This is a genomic window from Anaeromyxobacter sp. Fw109-5, from assembly GCF_000017505.1.
GTDB lineage: Bacteria > Myxococcota > Myxococcia > Myxococcales > Anaeromyxobacteraceae > Anaeromyxobacter.
Genome location: NC_009675.1, coordinates 4720543 through 4745109 on the forward strand (window position 1 = coordinate 4720543; position 24567 = coordinate 4745109).

Annotated in this window: 26 protein-coding genes; 15 read left to right on the forward strand and 11 right to left on the reverse strand. The window is 73.3% G+C overall.

The annotated features are described in order from the left end of the window. Positions 1 to 144 precede the first annotated feature (144 nt). Complete coding sequence (locus ANAE109_RS25930) at positions 145 to 1884, forward strand: cache domain-containing protein (protein WP_012098847.1); 1740 nt, start codon at positions 145 to 147, stop codon at positions 1882 to 1884. A gap of 55 nt (positions 1885 to 1939) precedes the next feature. Here ANAE109_RS25930 and ANAE109_RS20680 read toward each other — a convergent pair whose 3' ends face one another. The 3 genes from ANAE109_RS20680 to ANAE109_RS20690 all read right to left on the reverse strand — a co-directional run bounded on the left by ANAE109_RS20680 (position 1940) and on the right by ANAE109_RS20690 (position 5284). After that, on the reverse strand, positions 1940 to 3394 hold the full coding sequence (locus ANAE109_RS20680) for a hypothetical protein (RefSeq protein WP_012098848.1): 1455 nt from the start codon (positions 3392 to 3394) through the stop codon (positions 1940 to 1942). Positions 3395 to 3547: 153 nt separating this feature from the next. Next, positions 3548 to 4885, reverse strand: a complete 1338-nt coding sequence (locus ANAE109_RS20685) for a sodium:proton antiporter (protein WP_012098849.1) — start codon at positions 4883 to 4885, stop codon at positions 3548 to 3550. A gap of 96 nt (positions 4886 to 4981) precedes the next feature. Then, positions 4982 to 5284 (reverse strand): antibiotic biosynthesis monooxygenase, encoded by a 303-nt coding sequence (locus ANAE109_RS20690; RefSeq protein ID WP_012098850.1) that lies wholly within the window; start codon positions 5282 to 5284, stop codon positions 4982 to 4984. Between the two features lie 165 nt (positions 5285 to 5449). On the opposite strand from ANAE109_RS20690, the gene ANAE109_RS20695 reads away from it, so the two are divergent. Continuing rightward, positions 5450 to 6274, forward strand: coding sequence for an ROK family protein (locus tag ANAE109_RS20695; protein ID WP_012098851.1), 825 nt, complete (start codon positions 5450 to 5452; stop codon positions 6272 to 6274). 86 nt (positions 6275 to 6360) lie between these two features. On the opposite strand, the gene ANAE109_RS20700 is transcribed toward ANAE109_RS20695, so the two are convergent. Beyond that, a complete protein-coding gene (locus tag ANAE109_RS20700; RefSeq protein WP_012098852.1) occupies positions 6361 to 6777 on the reverse strand; it encodes a VOC family protein in 417 nt (138 codons plus the stop codon). Positions 6778 to 6900: 123 nt separating this feature from the next. Then, positions 6901 to 7890 (reverse strand): sigma-70 family RNA polymerase sigma factor, encoded by a 990-nt coding sequence (locus tag ANAE109_RS20705; RefSeq protein WP_012098853.1) that lies wholly within the window; start codon positions 7888 to 7890, stop codon positions 6901 to 6903. An 89-nt stretch (positions 7891 to 7979) separates the two neighbouring features. On the opposite strand from ANAE109_RS20705, the gene ANAE109_RS20710 reads away from it, so the two are divergent. Continuing rightward, positions 7980 to 9077 carry an ATP-dependent DNA ligase gene (locus tag ANAE109_RS20710; protein WP_012098854.1) on the forward strand — a complete coding sequence of 366 codons (1098 nt, stop codon included), beginning with the start codon at positions 7980 to 7982 and terminating at the stop codon, positions 9075 to 9077. A 198-nt stretch (positions 9078 to 9275) separates the two neighbouring features. Here ANAE109_RS20710 and ANAE109_RS20715 read toward each other — a convergent pair whose 3' ends face one another. The 3 genes from ANAE109_RS20715 to ANAE109_RS20725 all read right to left on the reverse strand — a co-directional run bounded on the left by ANAE109_RS20715 (position 9276) and on the right by ANAE109_RS20725 (position 10831). After that, on the reverse strand, positions 9276 to 9905 hold the full coding sequence (locus tag ANAE109_RS20715) for a class I SAM-dependent methyltransferase (protein ID WP_012098855.1): 630 nt from the start codon (positions 9903 to 9905) through the stop codon (positions 9276 to 9278). A gap of 119 nt (positions 9906 to 10024) precedes the next feature. Continuing rightward, positions 10025 to 10459 (reverse strand): co-chaperone YbbN, encoded by a 435-nt coding sequence (locus ANAE109_RS20720; RefSeq protein ID WP_012098856.1) that lies wholly within the window; start codon positions 10457 to 10459, stop codon positions 10025 to 10027. A gap of 108 nt (positions 10460 to 10567) precedes the next feature. Further along, positions 10568 to 10831, reverse strand: a complete 264-nt coding sequence (locus ANAE109_RS20725) for a hypothetical protein (protein ID WP_049768655.1) — start codon at positions 10829 to 10831, stop codon at positions 10568 to 10570. A gap of 295 nt (positions 10832 to 11126) precedes the next feature. Between ANAE109_RS20725 and ANAE109_RS20730 the strand changes: the two genes are divergently transcribed. Next, a complete protein-coding gene (locus ANAE109_RS20730) occupies positions 11127 to 11330 on the forward strand; it encodes a cold-shock protein (RefSeq protein WP_012098858.1) in 204 nt (67 codons plus the stop codon). 110 nt (positions 11331 to 11440) lie between these two features. On the opposite strand, the gene ANAE109_RS20735 is transcribed toward ANAE109_RS20730, so the two are convergent. Next, positions 11441 to 11632: a TIGR04563 family protein gene (locus ANAE109_RS20735; protein ID WP_012098859.1), complete on the reverse strand. Its 192-nt coding sequence runs from the start codon at positions 11630 to 11632 to the stop codon at positions 11441 to 11443. A 127-nt stretch (positions 11633 to 11759) separates the two neighbouring features. On the opposite strand from ANAE109_RS20735, the gene ANAE109_RS20740 reads away from it, so the two are divergent. Beyond that, positions 11760 to 12965, forward strand: a complete 1206-nt coding sequence (locus tag ANAE109_RS20740) for an FIST N-terminal domain-containing protein (RefSeq protein ID WP_012098860.1) — start codon at positions 11760 to 11762, stop codon at positions 12963 to 12965. A gap of 54 nt (positions 12966 to 13019) precedes the next feature. Further along, a complete protein-coding gene (locus ANAE109_RS20745; RefSeq protein ID WP_041448573.1) occupies positions 13020 to 13202 on the forward strand; it encodes a hypothetical protein in 183 nt (60 codons plus the stop codon). A 400-nt stretch (positions 13203 to 13602) separates the two neighbouring features. Here the strand turns inward: ANAE109_RS20745 and ANAE109_RS20750 are convergent, their stop codons facing one another. Beyond that, complete coding sequence (locus ANAE109_RS20750) at positions 13603 to 14874, reverse strand: phosphatidylserine/phosphatidylglycerophosphate/cardiolipin synthase family protein (RefSeq protein WP_049768656.1); 1272 nt, start codon at positions 14872 to 14874, stop codon at positions 13603 to 13605. Positions 14875 to 15011: 137 nt separating this feature from the next. Between ANAE109_RS20750 and ANAE109_RS20755 the strand changes: the two genes are divergently transcribed. From ANAE109_RS20755 to ANAE109_RS20780, 6 genes are all read left to right on the forward strand, one after another. Beyond that, the gene (locus ANAE109_RS20755; protein WP_012098863.1) at positions 15012 to 15905 is read left to right on the forward strand and encodes an urease accessory protein UreD; all 894 of its coding nucleotides are present in this window, start codon (positions 15012 to 15014) and stop codon (positions 15903 to 15905) included. A 15-nt stretch (positions 15906 to 15920) separates the two neighbouring features. Continuing rightward, positions 15921 to 16694 carry an urease subunit gamma gene (locus ANAE109_RS20760; protein ID WP_012098864.1) on the forward strand — a complete coding sequence of 258 codons (774 nt, stop codon included), beginning with the start codon at positions 15921 to 15923 and terminating at the stop codon, positions 16692 to 16694. Between the two features lies 1 nt (position 16695). Further along, entirely contained in the window at positions 16696 to 18411 is a 1716-nt protein-coding gene (ureC, locus tag ANAE109_RS20765) for an urease subunit alpha (RefSeq protein ID WP_012098865.1), read from the forward strand. 10 nt (positions 18412 to 18421) lie between these two features. Beyond that, positions 18422 to 19078, forward strand: a complete 657-nt coding sequence (locus ANAE109_RS20770; RefSeq protein WP_012098866.1) for an urease accessory protein UreF — start codon at positions 18422 to 18424, stop codon at positions 19076 to 19078. A 2-nt stretch (positions 19079 to 19080) separates the two neighbouring features. Continuing rightward, on the forward strand, positions 19081 to 19791 hold the full coding sequence (ureG, locus tag ANAE109_RS20775) for an urease accessory protein UreG (protein WP_012098867.1): 711 nt from the start codon (positions 19081 to 19083) through the stop codon (positions 19789 to 19791). A gap of 88 nt (positions 19792 to 19879) precedes the next feature. Continuing rightward, complete coding sequence (locus ANAE109_RS20780; protein WP_041448574.1) at positions 19880 to 20518, forward strand: DNA-3-methyladenine glycosylase I; 639 nt, start codon at positions 19880 to 19882, stop codon at positions 20516 to 20518. A gap of 52 nt (positions 20519 to 20570) precedes the next feature. Here the strand turns inward: ANAE109_RS20780 and ANAE109_RS20785 are convergent, their stop codons facing one another. Next, positions 20571 to 21053: a VOC family protein gene (locus tag ANAE109_RS20785; protein WP_012098869.1), complete on the reverse strand. Its 483-nt coding sequence runs from the start codon at positions 21051 to 21053 to the stop codon at positions 20571 to 20573. Between the two features lie 306 nt (positions 21054 to 21359). On the opposite strand from ANAE109_RS20785, the gene ANAE109_RS20790 reads away from it, so the two are divergent. From ANAE109_RS20790 to ANAE109_RS20800, 3 genes are all read left to right on the forward strand, one after another. Next, positions 21360 to 22991 (forward strand): PocR ligand-binding domain-containing protein, encoded by a 1632-nt coding sequence (locus ANAE109_RS20790; protein WP_049768657.1) that lies wholly within the window; start codon positions 21360 to 21362, stop codon positions 22989 to 22991. A 67-nt stretch (positions 22992 to 23058) separates the two neighbouring features. Next, the gene (locus tag ANAE109_RS20795; protein WP_041448575.1) at positions 23059 to 23841 is read left to right on the forward strand and encodes a sulfite exporter TauE/SafE family protein; all 783 of its coding nucleotides are present in this window, start codon (positions 23059 to 23061) and stop codon (positions 23839 to 23841) included. A 145-nt stretch (positions 23842 to 23986) separates the two neighbouring features. Then, positions 23987 to 24418 carry a hypothetical protein gene (locus tag ANAE109_RS20800; RefSeq protein WP_041448576.1) on the forward strand — a complete coding sequence of 144 codons (432 nt, stop codon included), beginning with the start codon at positions 23987 to 23989 and terminating at the stop codon, positions 24416 to 24418. Positions 24419 to 24567 lie beyond the last annotated feature (149 nt).

Consider the following 24567-nt stretch of genomic DNA (forward strand, 5'->3'; position numbering starts at 1 on the left):
TCCTGCCAGCCCCCGTCTTCGCGGCCTGCGACGTTCTGTCGAGCGCCGGGATTATCCCAGCCTCCCGCGCACGTCCACAACCCCTCGTTGATCTGCCCTCTCGCCTCGGCCAGAATCCCGCCACCGCCCGCCCCCGGAGCGCCCTTGACCTTGAAGCTCAAGCTGCAGCTGGCCATCTCGGTCGCGGTGCTGGTCACCGCGGTCGTCGTCGCGGGCTACGCCGTCGGCAGCCTCCGCTCGCAGGCGGCGGCGGACGTGGCGCGCATCCGGGCGGAGAAGACCGCGCAGGTGAAGCAGGACCTCGCCGACAAGGTGAACACGGTCTACGCGCTCATCGACGCGCAGTACCGGGAGGCCGCGGACGAGCGCTACCTCGAGCAGAAGTACGGCCAGCGGCTCGAGGCGATCCTCGACGTGGCGGGCGCGACGCTCCGCGAGCACCTCGAGCGCGCGCGGCGGGGCGAGGTGCCGGTCGCGCGGGCGCAGGCGGAGGCGCTCGCGACGCTCCGCGCGATGCGCTTCGACGGCGGCAAGGGCTACCTCTGGATCAACACCGTCGGCCGGCCCTACCCCACGATGCTGATGCACCCGCTCGTCCCGAGGCTCGAGGGGACGGTCCTCGACGCGCCCGAGTTCGACTGCGCCGGCGACGCGAACCGCAACCTGTTCCAGCTCGCCGTCGAGCTCACGGCCGCGCGCGGCGAGGGCTTCATCCGCTACAGCTGGCCCGAGCCGGACGGCAACGCGCTGCTGCCGCAGATGCCCAAGTTCTCCTACGTCCGCCTGTTCAAGGAGTGGGGGTGGGTGGTCGGGACCGGCATCTACGTGGACGAGGCGGTGCGAGAGAAGCTCGCGGAGATCACCTCGGGCATCCGCAAGATCCGCTACGGCTCCGAGTACTTCTGGATCAGCACGGCCGAGTCGCCGGTCCCGCGGATGGTGATGCACCCGATCCGGCCCGAGCTCGACGGCCAGCGGATGGACGCGAAGGAGTTCGAGCTCGTCGTGAACGGCCGCGCGCAGAACCTGTTCTCGGCGTTCCGGGACCTCTCGTCGAAGGACGGCGAGGGGTTCGTGGAGTACACGTGGCCGAAGCCGACGGCGGCGGGTGCGCCGGGGCCGGCCGCGCCGAAGGTCTCCTTCGTGAAGCGCTACCGGCCGCTCGACTGGATCATCGGCACCGGCCGGTACGTCGACGACATCGAGGTCGCCATCGCCGAGAAGACGGCGGCCGCCGAGGAGCAGGTGGGCGCCCTCGTCCGCCGCATCATGCTGGCCTCGCTCGTGGTCGTCGTCCTGGCGGTCGCCGGCGTGAGCTTCCTCGCGGCGACCCTGACGAAGCCGCTCGCCAAGCTCGTCGGCCTGTCGCGGGACATCGCGGAGGACGAGAAGCACCTGTCGCGCCGCATCGGCCTGCGCTCGCGCGACGAGATCGGGCAGCTCGCCACCGAGTTCGATCACATGGCCGAGCGGGTCGAGGCGAGCTTCCGGAACGTCCGCGAGCAGCGCGAGCTCCTCCTGAGCGTCCTGTCGAACGTCCCGCACTCCATCTACTGGAAGGACCGGCGCTCCGTTTACCTGGGGTGCAACGACCGGTTCGCGCAGCGGTTCGGCCTCCCCTCCACGGAGGCGATCGTCGGGAAGACCGACGCGCAGCTCGGCTGGAGCGACGAGCAGCGCGCGCGCCTGGCGGCGGGGGATCGGCGCGTCATGGACGAGGGGGCGCCGCTGCTCGACGAGCGCGAGCACCTGCGCGACGCGTCCGGGCGGGACATCGACTGCCTGGCGAGCAGGGTGCCGCTGCGCGACCAGGCCGGGAACCTCATCGGGATGCTCGGGGTGTTCGTCGCGATCCCGCCGGACGATCGCGCGCTGAGCGCGTGAGGGTCCCCGGGCGCGCCGTCCCGACCCGCCGTCCCGGCCCGGCGCCGGACGCTCTTCAGGGCGAGTACACGCTCCCGCGCGCGGACAGGGCGAAGAACGGCGGCGAGGAGCCGTACGACACGCTCCAGGCGCCGACGATCATCGCTCCTGCGCCGTTCGCCTCCGCGTCGCCCACGTGGCCGAAGCCGAGCGACTGCGCCTCCTGCCAGCCGAGGGACGGGTCGTGCCGCCGCGCGCGGAGCCCCGCGCTCGTGAAGACCGCCCAGCCCGAACCGGCGCCGTCCATCGCCGCGGCCACCTCGTCCACGCCGCCGCCCGTCTCGAACTCCGAGGCCGGCGACCAGGCGCGCGCCGCGCCGTCGAAGCGCGCCGCGGCGCCGTTCACCAGGCTCGAGTCGGGCACGTGGGCCTGCCACACCGCGAACGCATCCCCGCGGCCGTCCGCCGCGATGGACGGGAAGGAGAGGTGATCCACGCTCGACGCGGAGGCGGCGAGCGTCGCCGGCGCCGACCAGGTCGACCCGGCCGGATCGAGCGCGCTCGAGGCGATCCGGTTCTCGGCGAGGCGATGCTCCTCCCACACCGCGAACGCCCGGCCGGCGGCGTCCATCACGACGTGCGGCCGCTCGATCCCCTCGAAGTCGGCGAGCTCGCTGCCGATGCGCTGCGGGGCGCCCCACGTGCCGCCCGAGAAGACGCGCGCCCAGGCGTTCGGGTTCGTGGGACCGCCGCCGGACCGGTTGGGATCGTAAGGGTTCGTGTCCTGCACCCAGACCACCGCCGCGCTGCCATCCGCGCTCACCGCGACGTCGGACCAGGCCGCGGAGAGGGTGCCGGCGCTCACCGCGAAGGGCGCGCTCCAGCTCGTCCCGTCGAAGCGGCTCCCGTGGATCGCGTCGGGGAGCTCATCGCCGACCCGGTCCTGATCCCACGTCACGAGGGCGCGCCCCGCGGCGTCGATGCCGGCGCGCGGCCGCGAGGCGTACAGGTCGCCCGGCGCGGCCGGCGCGGCGCACAGCCGCGCCGGCGCGGTCCACGCTCCGTCGACCCAGCGGCTCGCCCAGATCGTCCGGCTGTCGATGGCGACGCCGGCGTCGTCCACCACCTCCCAGGCCACGATCGCCTGCCCCGCGTCGTTCAGGGCGACGCGGGGCAGGATCGCGTGCGTGTCGGCCGCCGAGACGCGCTGCGCGCTCTCCCACGCGCCGCCCCGGTACCAGGCGACGAACACGCTCCCGAAGCCGTCGCCGTCCTCCTCCCACGCGGCGATGCCCGTCCCTCCCTCGTTCAGATCGACGTCGACGCCGTAGATCTCGACGAGGGTCGAGTCGCGGACCGCGCCGAGCTCCTTCTGCGTGCTCCAGCCGCTCTGGGATCCCCCGCCGCCTCCGCCGCCTCCGCCTCCGCCTCCCGGGTCGCCGCCGGGATCCACGGGGGGCGCGCTGCCTCCACCGGAGCAGGCGAGGACGAGGAGCGCGGCGGCGACGAACGCGGGCTGACGAGGAGCCATGCTTCCCTCCGGACGGGACGAACTTCAGAGCACGTCACCGCGCGCCTGTCCACGCGGAGGGTGTGCGAGATGTCGTACGCGGGCGCGCCGTCTCGCGTGATGCGCCCCCGCGCGCGGCCTGCCGCGCCGTAGCGGCGCTGGTCGCTCCACTCGTCAGCGCTCCGACGCGGAGGGCGAGGCGCTCGCGGCCCGCCGCGCCTTCCTCGCCGCGTAGCGGTTCATGAGCGGCGTCACCGACACACCGTGGAGGACGATCGAGCACGCCACCGTGGTCAGCGTGATGGCGACGAGCTCGCGCGCGAGCGGTCCGGGCACGCCGCGGTGAACGGCGAACATCAGGTAGTAGATCGACCCGGCCCCGCGTATCCCGAACCACGACATGAGCACGCGCTGCTCGCTCGAGACCGGCGCGCCGAGCAACCCGAGCCACACCGACACCGGGCGGATGACGACGAAGAGCAGCAGGAGGAACCCGCCGGTGGCGGCGTCGAGGCGGGCGTGGGGCAGCAGCGCACCGACGGCCAGCACCACGACCACCTCGCCGATTCGCCCGAGCTGCTCGTTGAACCCGCGTACCGCCCGCATCATGTGGGCGCCCGCGTGCTCCGGGTCCGTCGCGGCGGCCTCCGCTCCTCGCGGCTCCTCCAGGCCGGTGGGGAGGAGCTCCGGAGCGGCCGCTCGCGGCGACCGTTCGGCGCGTTGCATCGCGACCCCGGCGGCGAACACGGCCAGGAAGCCGTAGGTGTGGGCGAGCTGCGCCGCGCCCGCGGCGAGGCCGATGAGCCCGAGGACGAGGAACTCGTCCAGACCCACGGCCTCTCGATGGCGGGTGCGCAGGTAGACGACGAGCTTCCCGACCGCGACTCCGAGCGACGCGCCGATGACGAGGCCGCCCGCGATGGCCCAGAGCACGTCCACGGCCAGCCACCTCCAGCCGACCGCCCCGTGCTCGCCCAGCCCGAGCAGGCCCAGGCCCAGTATCACGAACGGAAAAGCCGATCCGTCGTTCAGCCCGCCCTCCCCGGTCAGGCTGAAGCGCACCGGGTCCCGATCCTGCGTCCGCTCCACCTGCACGTCGGAGGCGAGCACCGGGTCCGTGGGCGCGAGGATGGCGCCGAGCAGGATTGCCGCGCCCATCGGCATCCCGAGCCCCAGCGTCGCGACGGCCGCGATGAGCGCCACGGTGACCGCCATCGACGCGGAGGCGAGGCGGACCGGCCACCACCAGCGAGGGCTCGAGAGCGGCTGGCCGAGCCTCAGGCCGACCGAGAAGAGCGAGATCAGCACCGCGATCTCCGAGATCGTCTCGAGCGTCCCGGAGTGCTCCAGCGGGTCGACGTTCAGCAAACCCCACCCGCCGGGGCCGACGGCGTAGCCCACCCCCAGGTAGAGCATCGACGCGCTCAGGGGCAGCCTGCTGAGCAGCGACCCCGAGAGCGCGACGGCGACGAGCAGCGCGCCCACGACGAGCGCCCAGATCGGGAATGCCATCTCGATCGCTCCCGGGGCCGTGCGGGTCGACCGGCGGTGCACCGCAGGGCGATCCGCTTGATCTGCTGGCGCGCCGCCACCGCCGGCGAATGGGCGCTACAGCACCACCTGCCACCCCACGAACCTCGGCGGTCCCAGGATCGTCCCCGCGGTCGAGCGGCCCTGGCGATGCGCCTTCTGGAACGCCTCCGACTCGGTCCACGCCCGGAAGGCGGCCTCATCGCGCCAGACGGTGTGCGACGCGTAGAGGCGAGCGGCGTCCTCCTCCGGACCCTTCAGGAGATGGAACGACTCGAAGCCTGGCACCTCGTGGAGGTACGTCTCGCGCTCGCGCCAGCCGCTCTCGAACTCCTCGCAGCGGTCAGGGGCCACGCGGAACTGGTTCATGGCGATGTACATGCCGGACCCTTATCCGGCACCGGGACCTGACGCACTCCCCGCATAGCGCATCCCCCGCGTTCCCCGCAGGGCCGCGGCCGCGGAGCCGATCCGCCGCCCCTCACCGCCCGAGGCGCGCGGCTCCCGCCGGCCCTAATGATGTCTGCATCATGAAGAGGTGACCCGATGCCCAATCAGCTGCGTGCCGCGCCCCGCCCGTGGCCGGCGGACGTGAAGACGTTGTCGGTCGACATCGGGGGAACCCGCCTCAAGGCCAGCGTCCTCGATCGCGGCGGCAAGATGCTGGTCGAGCAGGTGCGCATCGACACGCCGTACCCCTGCCCGCCCGAGGTGCTGGTCGAGGCGCTCTGCCGCCTCACCCACGACCTGCCGCGGTATCAGCGCGCCTCGGTGGGGTTCCCGGGGCTCATCCGGAAAGGCGTGGTGAAGCAGGTCCCCTCGCTCTCGCGCCGGAAGCCGGGCGGTCCACGGAACCCGGCGCTGGCGGCGCGCTGGGAGGGATTCCGGCTGCGGGACGCGCTCGAGGAGGCGTTCGGCGTCCCGACCCTGGTCGCGAACGACGCCGACGTGCAGGGGAGCGCGGTGGTGCGCGGGGAGGGCTTCGAGCTGGTGGTGACGCTCGGCACCGGCGTCGGGTGCGCGATGTTCGAGGACGGCGTGGTGCTGCCCCACCTCGAGCTGTCGCACTGCCACTACAAGCGCGGCCGGTCGATCGACCTCGCCATCGGGAACGCCGAGCGCGCGCGCATCGGCAAGAAGCGGTGGAACAAGCGCGTCGCGAAGTCCCTGGAGTGGCTCGAGCGGATGGTGCTGTTCGACCGGATGTACGTGGGCGGCGGGAACGCGAAGCACCTCACGCTGGACCTCGGGCCGCGCGTCGAGATCATCTCGAACACCGCGGGCATCACCGGCGGCATCCGGCTGTGGGATCGCTACGACGGCCCGATCTCGCGGCGGCCCGCGGGCGCCGGCACGGCAGCGACCTCCTGACGTGCCGGCGGAGCGCGACGCCGAGCCCTCGCCGCTCGCTCGCGGCTGCGGCGAGCATGCGGCGAGGCGGCGTCATCGCGCCCCTCTCACCGCTCGAGCGCCTTGGGGTCCATCCAGAACACTTCCCAGTGGTGGCCGTCGAGGTCGTAGAAGCTCGAGCCGTACATGAAGCCCTGATCCTGGGGCTCCATGGCGTGCTTGCCTCCCGCCGCGATCGCCCTCTTCACGAGGTCGTCGACCTCCGCGCGGCTCTCGCAGGAGAGCGCGCAGAGCGCCTCCGAGTGCAGCTGCGTGTCGCAGAGCCCCTTCTTCGTGAACGTCCGGAAGAACGGCTCGGTGAGGAGCATCACGTACGCGTCCTCGCCGACGAGCATGCAGGTAGCGTTCTCGTCCGTGAACCGCGGGTCGAACTCGAAGCCGAGCTTCGTGAAGAACTCCTTCGAGCGGTGCAGGTCGCGCACGGCCAGGTTGACGAAGAGCTTGCGGGCGTGACTCATTGCCATGTCTGCCTCCAGGGGTCAGCCCCGGCGCGCGCCCGAGTCGTGACCCGAAGTCGTCTGGTGCATGGACTCGCCGGGCGCACGGGACTCATCGGTGCACGGACGCTCGGCACCCGCCCGAGCCGATCAGGCGGGCGAGCTCGGCGAGCTCGAGGCCGCGTCGACCGGCGGGAGCTCCAGCGGGAGCTCGAACCTCGGAAAGAGCGACTCGGTGTCGAGGAAGGTGGTCCACCCCGAGATGCGGTCGCCGGCGAGGTCCAGCACGATGAGCCCCCACGCCCGGTGCCCCCCCTGCGGCGCGGGACGGTACTGGGCGAAGGCGGGGGCGCCGCACGCGGCGGTCGGGAGCAGCCGCGAGCCACGGCAACCCAGCCCGCGTCCGAGCAGCCAGGCACGGACCGCCTCCCTCCCGCGCAGCCACAGGGCATGCGGCGGCATCGACATGGCCGCGTCCTCGTGCAGGAGCGCGGTCAGCCCGTCCACGTCGTAGCGCTCGAACGCCGCGACGTAACGGTCGAGCAGCGCTGCCTGCGCGTCGGAGAGCGTGCCCGTCGGGTCGTCCCCCAGGTCGCGCGTGGCGAGCGTGGCGCGCGCCCGCTGCAGCGCGCTGTTCACGGCGGCGACGGAGGTGTCGAGGCCCTGCGCGACCTCCGCGGCGGACCAGCCGAGCACGTCGGTGAGCAGCAGGGCGGCGCGCTGCCGGGGCGGGAGGTGCTGGAGCGCCGCCACGAAGGCGAGCCGGATGCTCTGCCGGAGCACCACCCGCTCCGCCGGGTCCCCGTCCGCCGGCACGGCCCGCGCGTCGGGCACCGGCTCGAGCCAGTGGGAACGTGGACGCGTCTCCAGCGGGTCGTCCACCGATCCGGCCGGCCCCTCCTCCACCGGGCGCTCCCGCCGCGAGCGGTCGGCCAGCGCGTCGAGGCACACGTTCGTCGCGATGCGGTAGAGCCAGGTGCGCAGCGACGAGCGCCCGTCGAACCGGTCGAGGCCTCTCCAGGCCCTGACCATCGTCTCCTGGACGGCGTCGTCGGCGTCCACCACCGAGCCGAGCATCCGGTAGCAGTGCCCGGTGAGCGCGGCGCGGTGCTCCTCGAGGTGAGCGGCGGGTCCGGGCATGGTCGCACCCATAACGAGCGATCCGGGAAGACGCACGCCCCGTGCTGGATGACGGTCGCCCGGCGCGAGCCCTCTTAGACTCTCCTGCGATGCCCTACCCGATCGCGCCCCCCGTGGAGCCCATGCTGGCCAAGCTCTCGGAGGCCTTGCCGGAGGGTGACGGGTGGCTGTTCGAGCCGAAGTGGGACGGCTTCCGCGCGCTGGTGTTCCGCGACGGCCCGGAGCTCTTCCTCCAGTCGCGCGAGCTCAAGCCGCTGAACCGCTACTTCCCCGAGCTCGAGCAGCCGCTCCTCGCGAGCCTCCCCGAGCGCTGCGTGCTGGACGGCGAGATCGTCATCGCCGGGGAGTCCGGCCTCGACTTCGAGGCGCTCCTCCTCCGCATCCACCCCGCGGCGTCGCGGGTGAGGCTGCTCGCGCAGGAGAGCCCGGCGAGCATCGTGCTGTTCGACCTGCTCGCCCTCGGCGACCGCGACCTGCGCTCCTCGCCGCTCGCGGAGCGGCGCGCGCAGCTCGAGGGGCGACTGGCGCGCGCGGCGACGCAGGTCCACGTGACGCCGGCGACGACGGACCGGGCCGTGGCGCAGGACTGGTTCTCGCGCTTCGAGGGCGCGGGGCTCGACGGCGTCGTCGCGAAGCGGCTCGACTCGACCTACCAGCCCGGCGTGCGCGCCATGGTGAAGGTGAAGCACGCGCGCACGGCCGACTGCGCCGTGGCCGGCTTCCGCTGGCACAAGAACGGCCCCGGCACGATGGTGGGCTCCCTCCTGCTCGGGCTCTACGACGACGGCGGCAAGCTCCACCACGTCGGCATCTGCAGCGCCTTCTCGGTCGCTCGCCGCAAGGAGCTCGTGAAGGAGCTGGCGCCGCTGCGCGAGAACGCGAAGGACCACCCCTGGCGCGACTGGGCGGAGTGGGCCGACGCGGACCGCGAGCCCGCGCAGCGCATGCCCGGCGCGAGCAGCCGCTGGAACCGCGGCAAGGACCTCTCCTGGGAGCCGCTGCGGGTGGAGCGCGTCTGCGAGGTCGCCTACGACCACCTGCAGGGCGACCGCTTCCGCCACGCCACCCACTTCCTGCGGTGGCGGCCGGACAGATCGCCGAGCGAGTGCCGCTACGACCAGCTCGAGGTGACGCCGGCGTACGAGCTCTCGCGCATCTTCGGGGTGCGCTCGCGGGCGTCGCGCTAAAGCGGAGCCCGCTTGGTCTGAGGCGCGTAGCGAGGCGCACGATGGCGTCGGCGAGCCGGGCACACGAGGGCCGAGCAGCGGAGGCGTGCCCGAAAGGCACGTCGAGCAGCGCAGGGCCGAGTCTGCCCGGCGCAGCCAGCCAGCGCGCGCCGCAGTAGCGAATCAGGCCAAGTGGTCTCCGCCTTGGCTCTCGCGCCGTCAGGCCTTCTCCGCGATGGCCAGGAACACGGGGTAGATCCGCGGCCCGGCGGCGGTGTCCTTCCTCACCTCGGCCACGAGGTCGATCTTCACGTTCCGGAAGCCGCCGTGCTCGAGCCGCGCTCGAAGCTCGGCGCGGTCGAACCCGTTGTGCCCGGAGAACCCCGGGCCATGGAACGAGCCGTCCTCCCGGTCGAGGTCTGCGATGCAGACGGCTCCGGCCTTCGGCAGCAGCTCGCGGAACGCTCCCAGGATCCCGTCCGTGTCCGGGATGTGGTGGAGGGTCATCAGCGTGCAGATGAGGTCGAACCGGAGCTCGGGCGGGGGCCCCGCGGCCAGGTCGAGGTGCAGCGTCCTCGCGTTGCGGAGGCCGCGCGCCGCGATCTTCTCCTGGGCGACCGCCAGCATCTCGCGTGAGCTGTCGGCCAGCGTCACCTCGGCGACGAGCGGCTGGAGGGCGAGCCCCAGGAGCCCCGTCCCGGCGCCGTACTCGAGGACCCTGCTCCCGGACAGCGCGGGGACGCGAGCGGCGATCGCGTCCGCCACGCTGCGCGCCCGCTCGCGCTTCGCGGTGTCGTCGTCCCAGGTCCTCGCCCGGGAGTCGAAGTCGCTCGAAGAGGAGTGGGTCATGTGCTCTCTCCTGCGTCGTCCACGACACGACGACTCTGCCGCCGGTGGCGCCACCTGCCCCTGCCTGGAGCCCGGTTGGAGCCGCGGCTCGAGAGAGCGGTTCGCGACCCGCCCGGCCGTCACGTCGACGTCTTCGCCGGCCCCAGCATCGCCTCCACGCGCGCCTTCAGCGCCGTCCGCTGGATGTCGTCGCCGCTCAACCGCTCCCCCTCCTCCTTCCCACCCTGGAGGAAGACGAGCGTCGGGCTCGCGGTGACTCCGAGCGTTTCGGCGAGCCGAGCGTTCGCCTCCCGCTGGACCTTCAGGAAGCGGACCTTGCCGGCGAACTTCTCCGCCACCGCCGCGAACCTCGGAGCGAGCGTCTCGCAGGCCTTGGACTCCTTGCCGCCATGGAAGTCGAGCACGACCGGCAGCGGCGCCCCGAGCACCTCGGTCTCGTAGTCCTTCTCGGCGATCTCCTTCACGTGCAGCGCCGCGGCCTCCATGCCGTTGGGGTACTCGGTCACGGGGAGCTTCACGTTGAAGCGGTTCGTTCCGCTGAAGCGGTTTCCCATTCGTCGTCCTCTCGGCGCAGACGGGTCCAGCCGGGCGCGCAGGCGCCCACGCTCGTCGCGCGTGTTGCGGTGTTCCTCAGAAGGTGAGGCGAGCGCCCGGGATCCGCCTCAGCCCATCGCGAGCGGCGCGTTCACGACCGCCGCCACCGCTCGCAGGTACGGCAGGCGGCCCGCCCACTCCAGCTCGAAGAAGCCGTGGTCGGCGCCCCAGAGCACCCACGGCATCTTCTCGCCGTCATGCACCCACACGATCTTGCGATCGAGCGCGCGCAGGCGGCCCCGCTGCTTCTTGCACCAGGCACGGCGCCCCAGCTCGCGCCACCCGGGGATCGCGTTCGTCAGCAGGGCTGCGATGAACGCGGTCGCGGTCATCCGCTTCTGGTAGCACCGTTCATCGCTCCGCGCCGGGGGAGGCGCACGGACTTCGGGGTCCTTGCGCCGGCAGCGCGTTCGTGAGCGCGACGAGGAGCCTGGCGCCGCTGCGCGAGGACACCCGCTCGAGCTCCTCGGGTCAGCCCCGGCGCAGGGCCGCGGAAGGTCATTTCGACCGCGCCCTCGACTTCTCCGCTGATTGGGAGTAGAGGTGCCCCTCCCCATCCAACTCTTGGCCGGGACCGAGCGGCGTTCTCACCGTTCGCGAACATGAGAAGAAACGAGTTATCCAGTAATGTCTACCGGTACCGTGAAGTGGTTCAACGACGCGAAGGGCTTCGGCTTCATCACGCAGGATAGCGGCGGCGAGGACGTCTTCTGCCACCACACCGCTATCAACGCGCAGGGGTTCCGCACCCTCGCCGAGGGCCAGAAGGTGGAGTTCGACGTGACCAAGGGGCCGAAGGGCCTCCAGGCGGCGAACGTCCGCCCGCTGTAGTCCGCCGCTTCACCTGAAGCGCCCGGAGCCCGGCCTCGTGAGGCCGGGCTTCGTCGTTTCTGGAGCTCGCGGAGACGCGGCCAGGACGCCGGTCCTCGCCGCGACGCCCGCTACGCGCTCGCAGGCGGCCCGAGGTCGTCCATGCCCGGCATCGTCGCGATCCGCGCGCGAGCGGACCTCCAGGCCTGCTGCATGATCCAGGAGAGCGAGCGGTCCTGGCGCGTCGCCTCCTCCTGGATCTCGCGCAGCATGTCTTCAGGGAAATACAGCGACTGCTTCCTCTTCTCGGAGGGCTGGGCCATGAGCGCTTGTACGCCCTTGAATGGCCGAAGGGAAGGCGGGCAGCGGACCGCGTGGCTCCGCGGCGCCGCCTTCGCGTGGTCGCGATCTTCGCGGTGCGCTCGCGGGCGTCGCGCCTAGATCCCTCGCATGAGGTGGAGCTCGGCGATCTCGCGCCAGCCGCGTGCGGTGGACGCGTTCGCCGAGGCCGCGGCGCCGCTCGAGGCGCGGCTCGAGGGAGACCCGCCCGACCTCCTGGTCGCGTTCGTGTCGCCCCACCACGCGGGCGAGAGCGAGCAGCTCGTGGATCTGGCGGCCCGGCGCTTTCCGCGCGCGCTGCTCGTCGGCTGCACCGCGGGAGGCGTCATCGGGGACGCCCACGAGGTCGAGGACGGGCCCGCGCTCTCCCTCACGGCGGCGGTCCTCCCCGGGGTCGAGCTCTCCCCGTTCCGCGTCGAGCCCGGAGCGCAGCCTTTGGATCCGTCCGCCTGGCGCGCCCGCGTCGGCTGTCCTCCCGAGGCACGACCGAAGCTCCTGCTGCTCGCCGATCCCTTCACCGTGGACATCGGCGCGCTCGTCGAGGGGCTCGACGGCGCCTACCCCGCGGCGCCCAAGTTCGGCGGGCTGGCCAGCGGGGGGCGGGGCCTCGACCAGAACCGGCTGCTCGTCGCCGAGGACGTGCACCGCAACGGCGGGGTCGGGGTCGTCTTCACCGGCAACCTCGAGGTGGACACGCTCATCGCGCAGGGGTGCCGTGCCATCGGCGCCCCGATGCTGGTGACGCGCTGCCAGCACGGCGTGCTGCAGGAGCTCGACGGCCGTCCGCCGCTGCAGGTCATCGCCGAGCTGTACGCGTCGCTCGAGCCGCGCGACCGCGAGCTGATGCAGACCTCCCTGTTCCTCGGGCTCGAGCTGCGCTCGGACGAGGTCGAGTTCCAGCCGGGAGAGCTGCTGGTCCGCAACCTCATCGGCGCCGACGAGGACACCGGCGCGCTGGCGGTGGGCGCGGAGCTGCGCCCGCTGACGGTGGTGCAGTTCGTGCTCCGCGACGCGCACAGCGCGGAGCAGGAGCTGCGGCGCATGCTCGCGCGACACCGCCGCGCCGCCACGGGCCGTCCGGCGGGCGCGCTCCTCTTCTCCTGCGTCGGCCGGGGTGCCGGCCTGTTCGGCCACCCCGACCACGACACCAGCCTCTTCGAGGAGCAGCTCGGGCCGGCGCCCCTGGGCGGCTTCTTCTGCAACGGCGAGATCGGGCCGGTGGGAGGCACGACGTTCGTCCACGGCTACACGAGCGCGTTCGCGATGTTCCGGGAGGCAGAGGACGGCGGGCCGGAGCGGCGCGCCGGGGCGAGCTGAGAGGTGAGCAGAGCGCGGCGGAGGATTCGGACCGCCGGCGCGTGGAGGTGAGCGATGGCTGAAGCGCCGAAGAAGGACGGGACGGAGCGGCCTCCGCAGCCGGAGGCGAGCGAGCAGCGGCGGCGCGAGGCGAGCGGGCGCGCGGAGGACCTCGATCCCCGTGAGGAGGAGGGCTGGTCCCAGCCCGAGTCTTCCGCGCAGAAGGGAGCCGCCTCCAACGACGGCGAAGAGGACTGAGGGCGAGGCGCCCCCCGGCGCCCCGGCGCGGACGATCCGCTCGCCTTCGACACGACAGGCTCGGCGCGAGCGGATCTCCCGGGGCCGTCATCCACCGGCAGGTCCTGGCGCGGGCACCCGGCGTACTCGACCGGCACCTCCTTGCGCATCCGGAAACGGTGCTTACCGGAGAGAGAGAGGCAGCGCGGAGGTGGCCATGTCGCTGCGAGCGCGACGTCTGTCACGGGAGGAGTCGCACCGGTGCAGCTGCGGCGCCCGGGCGCTGTACCGGCGCCCTCGCGGGGGCGTGGCGGCGCACCGCGATCACCCGCTCTGCTTCCGCTGCTGGCGCTCCGAGCGAGATCGCATCCGCGCCGCCCATTGAGGGCGGGCGCAGCCCGGAGCGGTCAGAGGTCGATGGTTAGCGCGAGGCGGACTGCTGCGCCGCTCGCACGCTCTGGAGCTCGCGGTGCGGCAGCCCCGCCTCGCCTTCCTGGCGCGGCCCGGTCACCTGCCTCGAGCGCTCGACGTCCCGCGCCCATCGCTCCTCGAACTCCCGCGCGAAGGCGCGGTCGTCCACGATCAGCGCCCCCTCCTCGAGCCACTCCATCGACAGGAAGTCGAGGTTCATCGAGCCGACGACGGAGAGCCGGTCGTCCACGAGCATCGTCTTCGCGTGCATCATCGAGGGCTGGTACTCGTAGACCTTCACCCCGGCGCGGTCGAGCCGCGGATAGAGCCGGCGCTGCAAGAACGTCACGCTGGCATGGTCCTGGTGCGGCCCGGGCAGCAAGAGCCGCACGTCGATGCCGTTCTCCCGCCGCGCGACCAGCGCGCCGAGCACCGAGGGCGGCGGGACGAAGTACGCGTTCGCGATCCACACCCGCCGCTCGGCCGCCGCGAGCGCGAGGTGCGTCACCCAGCGCGCGTGGGAGAGGCCGACCACGTCCGTGCTGCTCACGTACGCGGCGCTGGCCTCACCCGCGGGGCGCGCGGGCTCGAGCTCGATCTCCGGCAGGAGCCAGCCGCCCGTCTCGATCCAGTGGTTGGCGAAGGACACCTGCATCTGCTTGACGACGGGCCCCTCGACCTCCACGTTCGCGTCCCGCCACACCGACGCGGAGGGCCCCGGGACGCTCCACTCGGGCGCGATCCCGAACCCGCCGGTGAAGCCGATCCTGCCGTCCACCACCACGAGCTTGCGGTGATTCCGGCCGGTGAGGGTGAAGGGCCGCTTCTTCAGGTCGCGGAAGTAGCGCACCTCGCAGCCCGCCTCGGTCAGGCGCGGGCACAGCTCCTCGTGAAAGCCGGTGCTGCCCATCGGGTCCACGAGGACGCGCACCTTCACCCCCTCGCGCGCCCGCCGGCAGACGAGCTCGGTCAGTCGCTCCCCGGCGCCGCCCGGCTTCCAGATGTAGACGTCGATGTGGACGCTTCGCCGCGCGGCGCGGATCGCCTCCTCGATCCCATCGAACACGTCGGCGTCGTGCCTCCAGGCGACGCGGTTCCCCGCGATGACGGAGGTGGTGGTCGTCTGCTTCAGCGCGAGGGCCACGCCGTCGACCCCTCCGGGGAGCCCCATCCCGAGCGAGCCCCAGGGGCCATAGCGCAGCCGACGCTCCCAGTAGCGTCGACCGAGCATGCCGAGTCCGGTACCCGTCAAGAGCCCAGCAGCGAAGAGCGCGCGCTTCATGAGTGGAAGGTAAGCCTCCCGCGCCGAGGCCGAGGCGTGAGGCCGCGGACGGAGGAGGCGCGAACGGTCGAGCGCAGCGCTTCGACGACCCACGATCGGATCCGTGGCTCGTCCCCTGCACCTCGCGCGCGTGGCGGATGGAATGCCCGGATCCCCAGCCGATCCTCGAGCTCCTCGAGGCACCGTGCCCGACCATCGGGCAGCCCCGCCCGGAAGTCGGGCTCCGCGCCGGCGCGGGGCGGGTCGACATCGCGCGCGTGGACGGCGCGAGCGCCATCGTCGCCTGCGTCGCGTCGAGCCCGCTTCAGCTCCTCGCGCCGTCACCGCGCGGCCGCTGCGCCTGGATCATCTCGGCGAGCCACGGCGGCGGGCTCCTGGCCGGCGACGAGGTGTCGCTCGAGGTCGACGTCGGCGCGGGCGCGGTCGCGCTCCTCTCCACGCAGGCGGGGACGAAGATCTACCGCTCGCGCGGCGAGGTCGCGTCTCAGGGGCTCTCGGCGCGCGTCGGAGCCGGCGCGCTCCTCGCCGCCCTCCCCCACCCCGTGAGCTGCTTCTCGGGCGCGCGCTTCCGCCAGGAGCAGCGCTTCGAGCTCGCGCGCGGCGCGAGCCTCCTCTGGCTCGATGCCCTGGTCGCCGGCCGCATCGCGCGCGGCGAGCGCTGGGCCTTCGACGAGTACCGCTCGCGCATCGAGGTCGCGATCGACGGCCGGACCGTGCTGGCGGACGCGCTCCGCCTCGTGCCCGGCGAGGGCCCGCCCATCGTCGCGAGGCTCCCGGGGGTGGAGCTGCTCGCCACGGTGGTCGCGCTCGGCCCAGCCGTCGCCAGCGCCGCACGCGAGCTCCTCGAGCGCGTCGCGGCGTCCCCCGCCGAGCGGGACGCCGGCGTGCTCGCCGCGGCGAGCCCGCTCCGTGACGGCTTGCTCCTGCGCGTCGCCAGCCGGAGCGTCGAGGCGGGCCTCGCCTTCCTCCGGCAGCGCCTCGCGTTCGTCGAGGCCGTCACCGGCGCCGACCCGTTCGCCCGCACCCCCTGATCCCGGAGAGACGACATGCACCTGAGCCCTCGAGAGATCGACAAGCTCACCCTCCACCAGGCCGGCGTGCTCGCGCAGAAGCGGCTCGCGCGCGGCCTGCGCCTGAACCACCCCGAGGCGGTGGCGCTCATCGCCACGCAGCTCCTGGAGCTCGTGCGCGACGGCCGTCGTGTCGCCGAGCTGATGGACCTGGGCCGGAGGATGCTCGGACGCCGGCAGGTCCTCCCGGGCGTGCCCGAGCTCGTCTCCGAGGTGCAGGTGGAGGGGACCTTCCCGGACGGCACGAAGCTCGTGACCGTCCACCACCCCATCGCCGCCGCGCACGGCGACCTCGCCCTCGCGCTCTACGGCTCCTTCCTCCCCGTCCCGCCGCTCTCGGCGTTCGCCGAGGCGCCGGCGGCCGCGCCGGAGGAGGCGATCCCGGGCGAGGTGCTGCCCGCGCCCGGCGAGGTGGTGCTGAACGACGGGCGCGAGGCGATCCAGGTCGCGGTGACGAACCTCGCGGATCGGCCCGTGCAGGTGGGGAGCCACTATCACTTCGCCGAGGTGAATCCGCTGCTGCGCTTCGACCGGGCGCGCGCCTACGGCCGGCGCCTCGACCTGCCGGCGGGCATGGCGGTGCGCTTCGAGCCCGGCGAGACCCGCACGGTGGCGCTGGTGGAGATCGCGGGCCGCAGGATCGTCCGCGGCGGCAACGCCCTGGCGACCGGGCCGGTCAGCGAGGAAGGCCGGCGGCGGATCGTGGAGGAGGCGCGGCGGCGCGGCTTCGCCCACGAGGAGGAGCGCTGACATGACGCGGCGGATGGATCGGCGGCAGTACGCGCAGGTGTACGGCCCGACGACCGGCGACCGGGTCCGGCTGGGCGACACCGCGCTCGTGCTCGAGGTCGACCGGGACCTCACCGTGTACGGCGACGAGTGCGTCTTCGGCGGCGGCAAGGTCCTGCGCGACGGGATGGGGCAGGCGGCCGGCGCGCCGCCGGAGGAGGTGCTCGACCTCGTCATCACCAACGCGCTCGTGCTGGATCAGGGCGGCGTCACCAAAGCGGACGTGGGCATCCGCGGCGGCCGGATCGCGGCCCTCGGCAAGGCGGGCAACCCCGACGCGATGGCGGGGGTGACGCCGGGGATGACGATCGGACCCGGCACGGAGTGCATCGCCGGCGAGGGGCTCATCCTCACCGCCGGCGGCGTGGACTCGCACATCCACTTCATCTCGCCGCAGCAGGCCTACGAGGCGATCGCGAGCGGCGTGACGACCATGCTCGGCGGGGGCACCGGCCCGGCCACCGGCACCAACGCCACGACCTGCACGCCGGGCGCCCGGCACGTCGCGCTCCTGCTGCAGGCGACCGACGCCCTGCCGGTGAACATCGGGCTCCTCGGCAAGGGAAACGCCGCGTCGCCGGAGGGGCTGGCCGAGCAGGTCCGCGCCGGAGCGGTGGGCCTGAAGCTCCACGAGGACTGGGGCACGACGCCGGCGGCGATCGACACCTGCCTGCGCGTCGCCGACCAGCTCGACGTGCAGGTGGCCATCCACACCGACACGCTCAACGAGTCCGGCTGCGCCGAGCACTCCATCGCCGCGTTCGCGGGGCGCACCATCCACACGTTCCACACGGAGGGGGCGGGCGGCGGCCACGCGCCGGACATCATCCGCGTGTGCGGCGAGCCGAACGTCCTCCCCTCCTCGACCAACCCGACCCGTCCGTTCACGGTGAACACCGTCGACGAGCACCTCGACATGCTCGTCGTCTGCCACCACCTCGACCCGTCCTTGCCCGAGGACCTCGCCTTCGCGGAGAGTCGCATCCGCCGCGAGACCATCGCGGCCGAGGACGTCCTGCACGACCTCGGCGCGATCTCGATGATGAGCTCGGACTCGCAGGCGATGGGGCGCGTCGGGGAGGTCGTCACCCGCACCTGGCAGACCGCCGACAAGATGCGCCGGCAGCGCGGGCGGCTCCCGGAGGAGCGGGGCGACAACGACAACCTGCGCATCCGCCGCTACCTCGCGAAGTACACCATCAACCCCGCCGTCGCCCACGGCCTCTCGCACGAGGTCGGGTCGGTCGAGCCCGGCAAGCTCGCCGACCTGGTGCTGTGGCGGCCGGCGTTGTTCGGGGCGAAGCCCGAGCTCGTGCTGAAGGGCGGGCTCATCGCCTGGGCGCAGATGGGCGACGCGAACGCCTCCATCCCGACGCCGCAGCCGGTCGTGGCGCGCCCCATGTTCGGCGCGCTCGGCCGCGCGGTGGGTGCGACGAGCGTCGCCTTCGTCTCGCGGGCCTCCCTCGAGGGCGGCGCGGTGCAGGGCTACGGGCTCGCGAAGCGGCTCGTCGCCGTGCACGGCTGCCGTGGGCTCGGCAAGAAGGACATGCGGCTCAACGACGCGCTGCCGCGGATGGAGGTGGACCCGGAGACGTACGAGGTGCGGGCCGACGGGGTGCTCCTGCGCTGCGAGCCGGCGGCCCGCCTCCCGCTCGCGCAGCGCTACTTCCTGTTCTGATGAGGAGTCCATGACGCCCTGGATCGCCTGGCAGCTCGCGGACTCCGCCTTCCCCGCCGGCGGCTTCGCCCACTCCGGCGGGCTGGAGGCGGCCGTGCAGCTCGGGCACGTCCGCGATCCCGCCGGGCTCGACCGGTTCCTCGAGGAGGCGCTCTGGCAGGCGGGCTCGCTCACGCTCCCGTTCGTCCTCGCCGTCCTGCGCGCGCCGGAGCGGCTCGCCGAGCTCGACGCCCGCTGCGACGCCGCCACGCCCGCGCTCGTGGCGAACCGCGCGAGCCGCGCGCGGGGACGGGCCCTGCTCCGCGCCGCGACGGCGCTCGGGCCGGCCGCCCGGTCGCTCGAGCAGGAGGTGCTGCGCGCCGGCCTCGCCGGGCACCTCGCCCCCGTGTCGGGCGCGCTCCTCGCGCGCCTCGGCGCCTCCGAAAACGAGGCCGGCCGGCTGCACCTGTTCCTCGCGGCGCGCGGGCTCCTCTCCGCGGGCGTGCGGCTCGGGCTCTGCGGACCGCTCGAGGCCCAGGCCGCCCTGGCCCGCGCCGGCGCGGTCGCGCAGGCGGTCCTCGCCGCGGCGGCAGGGCGCGCCCCGGAGGACGCCGCCGCGTCCTCGCCGCTCCTCGAGCTCTTGCAGTCCCACCAGGACCGCCTCTACTCGCGCCTCTTCCAGAGCTGACCATGCACGACCACTCGCTCCACTCCGGCCACGATCACGGGCTCGGCCCCGGATCGTTCCACGACCGCGGCGCCCCGCACGCCCGCGGGGATCTCCGGCGGCGGGCCTTCACGGTGGGCGTCGGCGGACCGGTGGGGAGCGGCAAGACCGCGCTCGTCCTCGCGCTCTGCCGGGCGCTGCGCGACTCGCGCTCGCTGGGGGTCGTGACGAACGACATCTTCACCCGCGAGGACGCCGAGTTCCTGGTCCGCAACGACGCCCTGCCCGCCGAGCGCATCCGCGCGGTGGAGACCGGCGGCTGCCCCCACGCGGCGATCCGCGAGGACGTCACCGCGAACCTGCTCGCGCTCGAGGAGCTCACGGAGGCGCACCGCCCGGAGATCCTCTTCTGCGAGTCGGGCGGCGACAACCTCGCCGCGCACTTCAGCCGCGAGCTCGCCGACTACACGATCTACGTCATCGACGTGGCGGGCGGGGACAAGGTGCCGCGCAAGGGCGGCCCCGGCATCACCCAGGCGGATCTGCTCGTGGTGAACAAGACCGATCTCGCCACGGCGGTCGGCGCCGACCTCGACGTCATGGCGCGCGACGCGGCGCGGATGCGCGGCGACGGCCCGGTGGTGTTCGCGCAGGTCACCCGCGGCGTGGGCGTACCGGAGATCGCCGGGCACGTGCTGCACGCCTACCGGCACGCCGTCGGGGCGCCGCACTGATGGCGGCCTCCTCTGCGCGGCGGGGCGACGACGCCCCCGCAGCCGAGGATGGTCGCGGCGCGGCGCCGCCGCTATGACTCGGCCGTCCATGCCCGCCCCTCCCCCCGGCCTCCAGCCCGGCCCCGACCGCAAGCTCCGCTGCGTCTGGGGCGCCTCGGCGCCCGAGTACCTGCCCTACCACGACGACGAGTGGGGTCAGCCGACCGCGGACGACGTGCGCCTCTTCGAGAAGGTGTGCCTGGAGGGGTTCCAGTCCGGCCTCTCCTGGCTCACCATCCTCCGCAAGCGCGAGGCGTTCCGGCGCGGCTTCGCGGGCTTCGACTTCGAGCGCGTGGCGCGCTTCGGCGAGCGCGACGTGGCGAGGCTCCTCGCCGACGCGGGCATCGTGCGCCACCGCGGCAAGATCGAGTCCACGGTGAACAACGCCCGCCGCGCCTGCGAGCTGCGCGACGAGGTCGGCTCCCTCGCCGCCTACTTCTGGCGCTTCGAGCCCGATCCCGCCTCGCGCCCGAAGCGGCTCACGTGGGCCGCCCTGCGCGAGCTGGCGACCACGCCCGCGTCCGTCGCCATGTCGAAGGATCTCCGCAAGCGCGGCTGGACCTTCGTCGGGCCCACCACGCTCTACGCCTTCATGCAGGCGGTCGGCATCGTGAACGACCACCTCGACGGCTGCGCGTTCCGCGCGCGCGCCGAGCGCGCCCGGCGCGCGTTCGCGCGGCCGCGTTGACGGGCAGCGCCGCCCCGCTCGGCGCCGCCCGGCGGGCCCGCCGGGACCCCGGTCAGCGGCTCGCGCCCATCGACCGCGCGAACTCCTCGCCGGCGCGGCGCATCTCCTCCTCCGTCAGGTCCTTCTGGTGCGTCGCGAACGACCACACGTAGCCGAACGGATCGGCGACGCCCGCGCAGCGATCGCCCCAGAACATGTCGGAGGGCTCCATGGTCGGCTTCGCGCCGGCGTCGACCGCGCGCTTGAAGGCGGCGTCCGTGTCCGGCACGTAGAGCCACATCGTCACCGGCACGGGCGAGTCCGGGGAGGGCGCGCCGGCCCCCATTCCCGGCATCTCGTCGTTCAGGAAGAGCATCGAGTCGCCGATGCGAAGCTCGGCGTGCCAGATGCTCTTCCCGTCCGGTGCCGGCATGCGCGCGACCTCCTGCGCCCCGAGCGCGCGCTTGTAGAACTCGATCGCCTTCTCCGCGCCGCGGAGGACGAGGTTCGGCGTCAGCGTGTGCATCCCGTCCGGGATCGGCTTCACCGTCGCCATGCGGTTCTCCTTTGGGATGAGGATCGACCCTCCCGCCTATCCGCGGCGCGGGCGGCGATCGACGCCTCGTCGGGTCGAAAGCGGGCGTTCGCTCTGCGTCTCCCGCCATCCGTCACGAGCCGCACGAGCTTCACGCCCGATTCCGGAATCGTCCCTGACAGGACGGATTCGACGCCGCAGGTCCGAGGGATATTTGCGGAATACACGCCCTCGCCTGCATGGACGTGCCCCTGTGCCGCAATCTAGGAATATTGTCACATCTCTTCCGATTGGTCCTCCTGGATGACGCGTCCCGATCGACCCTCCGTGCGGCTCGCGCAGTTGCTGGACATGTCGATCGTCCAGCGGCTCGCGGAGGCGAACCACAGGGCGTACGGGATGCCGATCGGCATCGTGGACGCCTTCGACGGCTCCATCCTCGTCGGCTGCGGGTGGCAGGAGATCTGCCTCGACTTCCACCGCGCCAACCCCGCGTCGCGCGAGCGCTGCCGGGAGAGCGACGACTTCATCAAGAGCCACCTCACGCCGGGCGAGGCCTGCGCGTACACCTGCAAGAACGGGATGCGCGACATCGGCGTCCCCATCGTCGTCGCCGGGGAGCACCTCGCCACGCTCTTCCTCGGCCAGTTCTTCTACGAGAACGAGTCGCCGGACCGGGAGTCCTTCGTCCGGCAGGCGAAGGTCTTCGGGTACGACGAGGCCGCCTACCTCGCCGCGCTCGACCGCGTCCCGACCTTCGACCGCCGGTCGGTCGACGACATCGTCGCCTACGACCGCGCCCTCGTTCGGTTCATCGGCGAGCTCGCCGAGGGCGCGCTGCGGCAGCGTCAGGCGGAGGAGGCGCTGCGCGAGGCCGACCGGAGGAAGGACGAGTTCCTGAGCTTGCTCTCGCACGAGCTGCGGAACCCGCTCGCGCCCATCCGCAACTCCATCTACGTCCTCGAGCACGCGGAGCCCGCCGGAGAGCAGGCGCGGCGCGCGCGGGCCGTCATCGAGCGCCAGACCGACCACCTCACGAAGCTGGTGGACGACCTGCTCGACGTGACCCGCATCGCGAAGGGGAAGATCGCGCTGCGCCGCGCGCGGCTGGACCTCGCGACCGTCGCGCGCCGGACCGGCGAGGACCTGCGCTCGATCGTGGTCGCGCGGGGCCTCGAGCTCGTGCTCGAGCTCCCTTCCGCGCCCGTGCTCGTGGACGGGGACGAGACGCGCCTCGGGCAGGTGCTCGGCAACCTCCTGCAGAACGCCGCGAAGTTCACGCCGGCCGGCGGGCGGATCGTCCTGTCGGCGCGCGCCGGCGGCGGCGTCGCGGAGATCCGCGTCCGCGACACGGGCGTGGGCATCGCGCCCGGGATGCTGGAGCGGGTGTTCGAGCCGTTCGTCCAGGCCGAGAGCTCGCTCGCGCGGACCGACGGCGGGCTGGGGCTCGGCCTCGCGCTCGTGAAGGGCCTCGTCCAGCTGCACGGCGGGGAGGTCCGCGCGGAGAGCGCCGGGCGAGGCGAGGGGACCGAGGTGATCGTCCGCTTCCCCCTCGCGCCCCCCGCGCTCGCGCGCGACGCGACCGCCGAGGGTCCGGCCCCGGCGTCGCGCGGGCGGCTCGTCCTCGTGGTGGACGACAACGTGGACGCCGCGGACTCGCTCGCCGAGCTCGTGGAGATGCTCGGCCACTCGGCCATGGTCGCCTACGACGGGCCGAGCGCCATCGCCAGGGCGGCGGCGAACCCGCCCGACGTCGTGCTGTGCGACCTCGGCCTGCCCGGCATGAGCGGCTACGAGGTGGCCCGCGCCCTGCGCGCCGGCAGGGGCGACGACCTGCGGCTCGTCGCGGTCAGCGGGTACGCGCAGCCGGAGGACGTGAAGCGCGCCGCGGAGGCCGGCTTCGACCGCCACGTCGCGAAGCCGACGGATCCCGGCGTCATCGAGCGGATCCTCGGGTGAGCCGGCGCGCGCCGGGCTGCGGACCCTGGTGACACTTCCTCGTCCTCGTGCTTTCCTCGCGGACCGCATGAAGAGCTTCGTCTCCAGCCTGGTCATCGGCCTCACCGCCGGGATCTTCGGCGGCCTGGTCGGCGTCGGCGGCGGCATCGTGATGATCCCGCTCATGGTCCGCTTCGCCGGACTGCGCCAGCACCAGGCGCACGGCACGAGCCTGCTCGCGCTGGTGTTCACCGGGCTCGGCGGGGCCGCCACCTACGCCGGGCAGGGCGCGGTGGACGTGGCGGCCGCGGCGAGCCTGGCGGTCACCGCGATCGCGACGGCGCGGCTCGGCGCGCGGCACGCCCACGCGCTGCCGGAGTGGAAGCTGAAGCGCGCCTTCGGCGGCTTCCAGGTCGCCGTCGCCGCGCTGCTCCTCGCGAAGCCCTACCTCGCCGGTGCGTCGGTTCCGGCGGTGGGCTTCTCGAAGCTCGCCGTGCTCATCGTCACCGGCGGCTTCACCGGGTTCCTGTCCGGGATGATGGGCGTGGGCGGCGGGAGCCTGATGGTGCCGGCCATGGTCCTCCTCACCGGCTTCCCGCAGGTGCTCGCCCAGGGGAGCTCGCTGCTCGCCATGGTCCCCGCCGGTCTGGCCGGCGCCCACCAGCACTGGCAGCTCGGGAACGTGGTGCGACGCCTCCTCGTCGGGCTCGTGCCCGGCATCCTGCTCGGCACCTGGCTCGGCAGCAGCCTCGCGCTCCAGCTGACGGACGTGACGCTGCGCTTCGCCTTCGCCGGCGTGGTGACGTACACCGGCGTGCGCTACCTCCGGGCGCCTCGCCCCGCGCCCGCCCCCGCGGCGGCCGGGGTGTGAGAGGGCGTCGGAGGCGACGCACGACGGCTCGCGGGACGTGCGGGGCTGGAGCCGTCCGCACCGAAGGCCCGCCGTCTCTGCCCGCGTCCGTCACCGCCGATCGCGCGACGTGCTCTCCGAGGAGGCCAGTCTCTACATTCTGCTCATGGAGACGCACGGACACGGCGACCTGGCGCGGTTCGCGCGGGAGCACCACGTGCACTACGAGGTCGAGCCCGAGGAGGTGCTCGAGCACGACCGGCGCGAGCTGGTGGGGTTCCAGGTGCGCCTCTTCGCCATGCACGAGAAGGTGAAGCTCGAGGCCCCCGCGTGTCCGAGCTGCAACGAGCTGCTCGGGGAGCTGCGATCGTTCGCGGAGGAGGTGGTGCGCGAGAGCGACGCCGCGAGCCGGACCGAGATCGTCCCGGCGCTGCCGGCGCTCTACCAGTCGACCGAGGTCCCGGACGCCGACGAGGTCGCGCTGACGCTGCGCGTCCACTGCGACTCCCCCGATCACGCCCGCCCGGGCGGCGGCGAGGAGCCCTGCCTCGCGGCGCTTCGCCAGCGGCTCGACGCGGTGGGCGTTCCGCGGCGGTGATCACCCGACGACGGCGCGAGGACGGGTTTCACCCTTCGTCATCCGGCCACGCTCTGCCACCTGGGCGGAGCCCGTCGGCATGAGCTCGAGCCATGCCGCGAGCCCCGGCTCGGGGCGGTGACGGCGGTGGGATCCTCGAGCGTGAGGAC

What these genes read in the sequence shown, in the direction of transcription:
- ANAE109_RS20680 (WP_012098848.1), bottom strand. Translation starts at nt 3,394, where the DNA reads ATGGCTCCTCGTCAGCCCGCGTTCGTCGCCGCCGCGCTCCTCGTCCTC.
- ANAE109_RS20685 (WP_012098849.1), bottom strand. Translation starts at nt 4,885, where the DNA reads ATGGCATTCCCGATCTGGGCGCTCGTCGTGGGCGCGCTGCTCGTCGCC.
- ANAE109_RS20690 (WP_012098850.1), bottom strand. Translation starts at nt 5,284, where the DNA reads ATGTACATCGCCATGAACCAGTTCCGCGTGGCCCCTGACCGCTGCGAG.
- ANAE109_RS20695 (WP_012098851.1), top strand. Translation starts at nt 5,450, where the DNA reads ATGCCCAATCAGCTGCGTGCCGCGCCCCGCCCGTGGCCGGCGGACGTG.
- ANAE109_RS20700 (WP_012098852.1), bottom strand. Translation starts at nt 6,777, where the DNA reads ATGGCAATGAGTCACGCCCGCAAGCTCTTCGTCAACCTGGCCGTGCGC.
- ANAE109_RS20705 (WP_012098853.1), bottom strand. Translation starts at nt 7,890, where the DNA reads ATGCCCGGACCCGCCGCTCACCTCGAGGAGCACCGCGCCGCGCTCACC.
- ANAE109_RS20710 (WP_012098854.1), top strand. Translation starts at nt 7,980, where the DNA reads ATGCCCTACCCGATCGCGCCCCCCGTGGAGCCCATGCTGGCCAAGCTC.
- ANAE109_RS20715 (WP_012098855.1), bottom strand. Translation starts at nt 9,905, where the DNA reads ATGACCCACTCCTCTTCGAGCGACTTCGACTCCCGGGCGAGGACCTGG.
- ANAE109_RS20720 (WP_012098856.1), bottom strand. Translation starts at nt 10,459, where the DNA reads ATGGGAAACCGCTTCAGCGGAACGAACCGCTTCAACGTGAAGCTCCCC.
- ANAE109_RS20725 (WP_049768655.1), bottom strand. Translation starts at nt 10,831, where the DNA reads ATGACCGCGACCGCGTTCATCGCAGCCCTGCTGACGAACGCGATCCCC.
- ANAE109_RS20730 (WP_012098858.1), top strand. Translation starts at nt 11,127, where the DNA reads ATGTCTACCGGTACCGTGAAGTGGTTCAACGACGCGAAGGGCTTCGGC.
- ANAE109_RS20735 (WP_012098859.1), bottom strand. Translation starts at nt 11,632, where the DNA reads ATGGCCCAGCCCTCCGAGAAGAGGAAGCAGTCGCTGTATTTCCCTGAA.
- ANAE109_RS20740 (WP_012098860.1), top strand. Translation starts at nt 11,760, where the DNA reads ATGAGGTGGAGCTCGGCGATCTCGCGCCAGCCGCGTGCGGTGGACGCG.
- ANAE109_RS20745 (WP_041448573.1), top strand. Translation starts at nt 13,020, where the DNA reads ATGGCTGAAGCGCCGAAGAAGGACGGGACGGAGCGGCCTCCGCAGCCG.
- ANAE109_RS20750 (WP_049768656.1), bottom strand. Translation starts at nt 14,874, where the DNA reads ATGAAGCGCGCGCTCTTCGCTGCTGGGCTCTTGACGGGTACCGGACTC.
- ANAE109_RS20755 (WP_012098863.1), top strand. Translation starts at nt 15,012, where the DNA reads ATGGAATGCCCGGATCCCCAGCCGATCCTCGAGCTCCTCGAGGCACCG.
- ANAE109_RS20760 (WP_012098864.1), top strand. Translation starts at nt 15,921, where the DNA reads ATGCACCTGAGCCCTCGAGAGATCGACAAGCTCACCCTCCACCAGGCC.
- ureC (WP_012098865.1), top strand. Translation starts at nt 16,696, where the DNA reads ATGACGCGGCGGATGGATCGGCGGCAGTACGCGCAGGTGTACGGCCCG.
- ANAE109_RS20770 (WP_012098866.1), top strand. Translation starts at nt 18,422, where the DNA reads ATGACGCCCTGGATCGCCTGGCAGCTCGCGGACTCCGCCTTCCCCGCC.
- ureG (WP_012098867.1), top strand. Translation starts at nt 19,081, where the DNA reads ATGCACGACCACTCGCTCCACTCCGGCCACGATCACGGGCTCGGCCCC.
- ANAE109_RS20780 (WP_041448574.1), top strand. Translation starts at nt 19,880, where the DNA reads ATGCCCGCCCCTCCCCCCGGCCTCCAGCCCGGCCCCGACCGCAAGCTC.
- ANAE109_RS20785 (WP_012098869.1), bottom strand. Translation starts at nt 21,053, where the DNA reads ATGGCGACGGTGAAGCCGATCCCGGACGGGATGCACACGCTGACGCCG.
- ANAE109_RS20795 (WP_041448575.1), top strand. Translation starts at nt 23,059, where the DNA reads ATGAAGAGCTTCGTCTCCAGCCTGGTCATCGGCCTCACCGCCGGGATC.
- ANAE109_RS20800 (WP_041448576.1), top strand. Translation starts at nt 23,987, where the DNA reads ATGGAGACGCACGGACACGGCGACCTGGCGCGGTTCGCGCGGGAGCAC.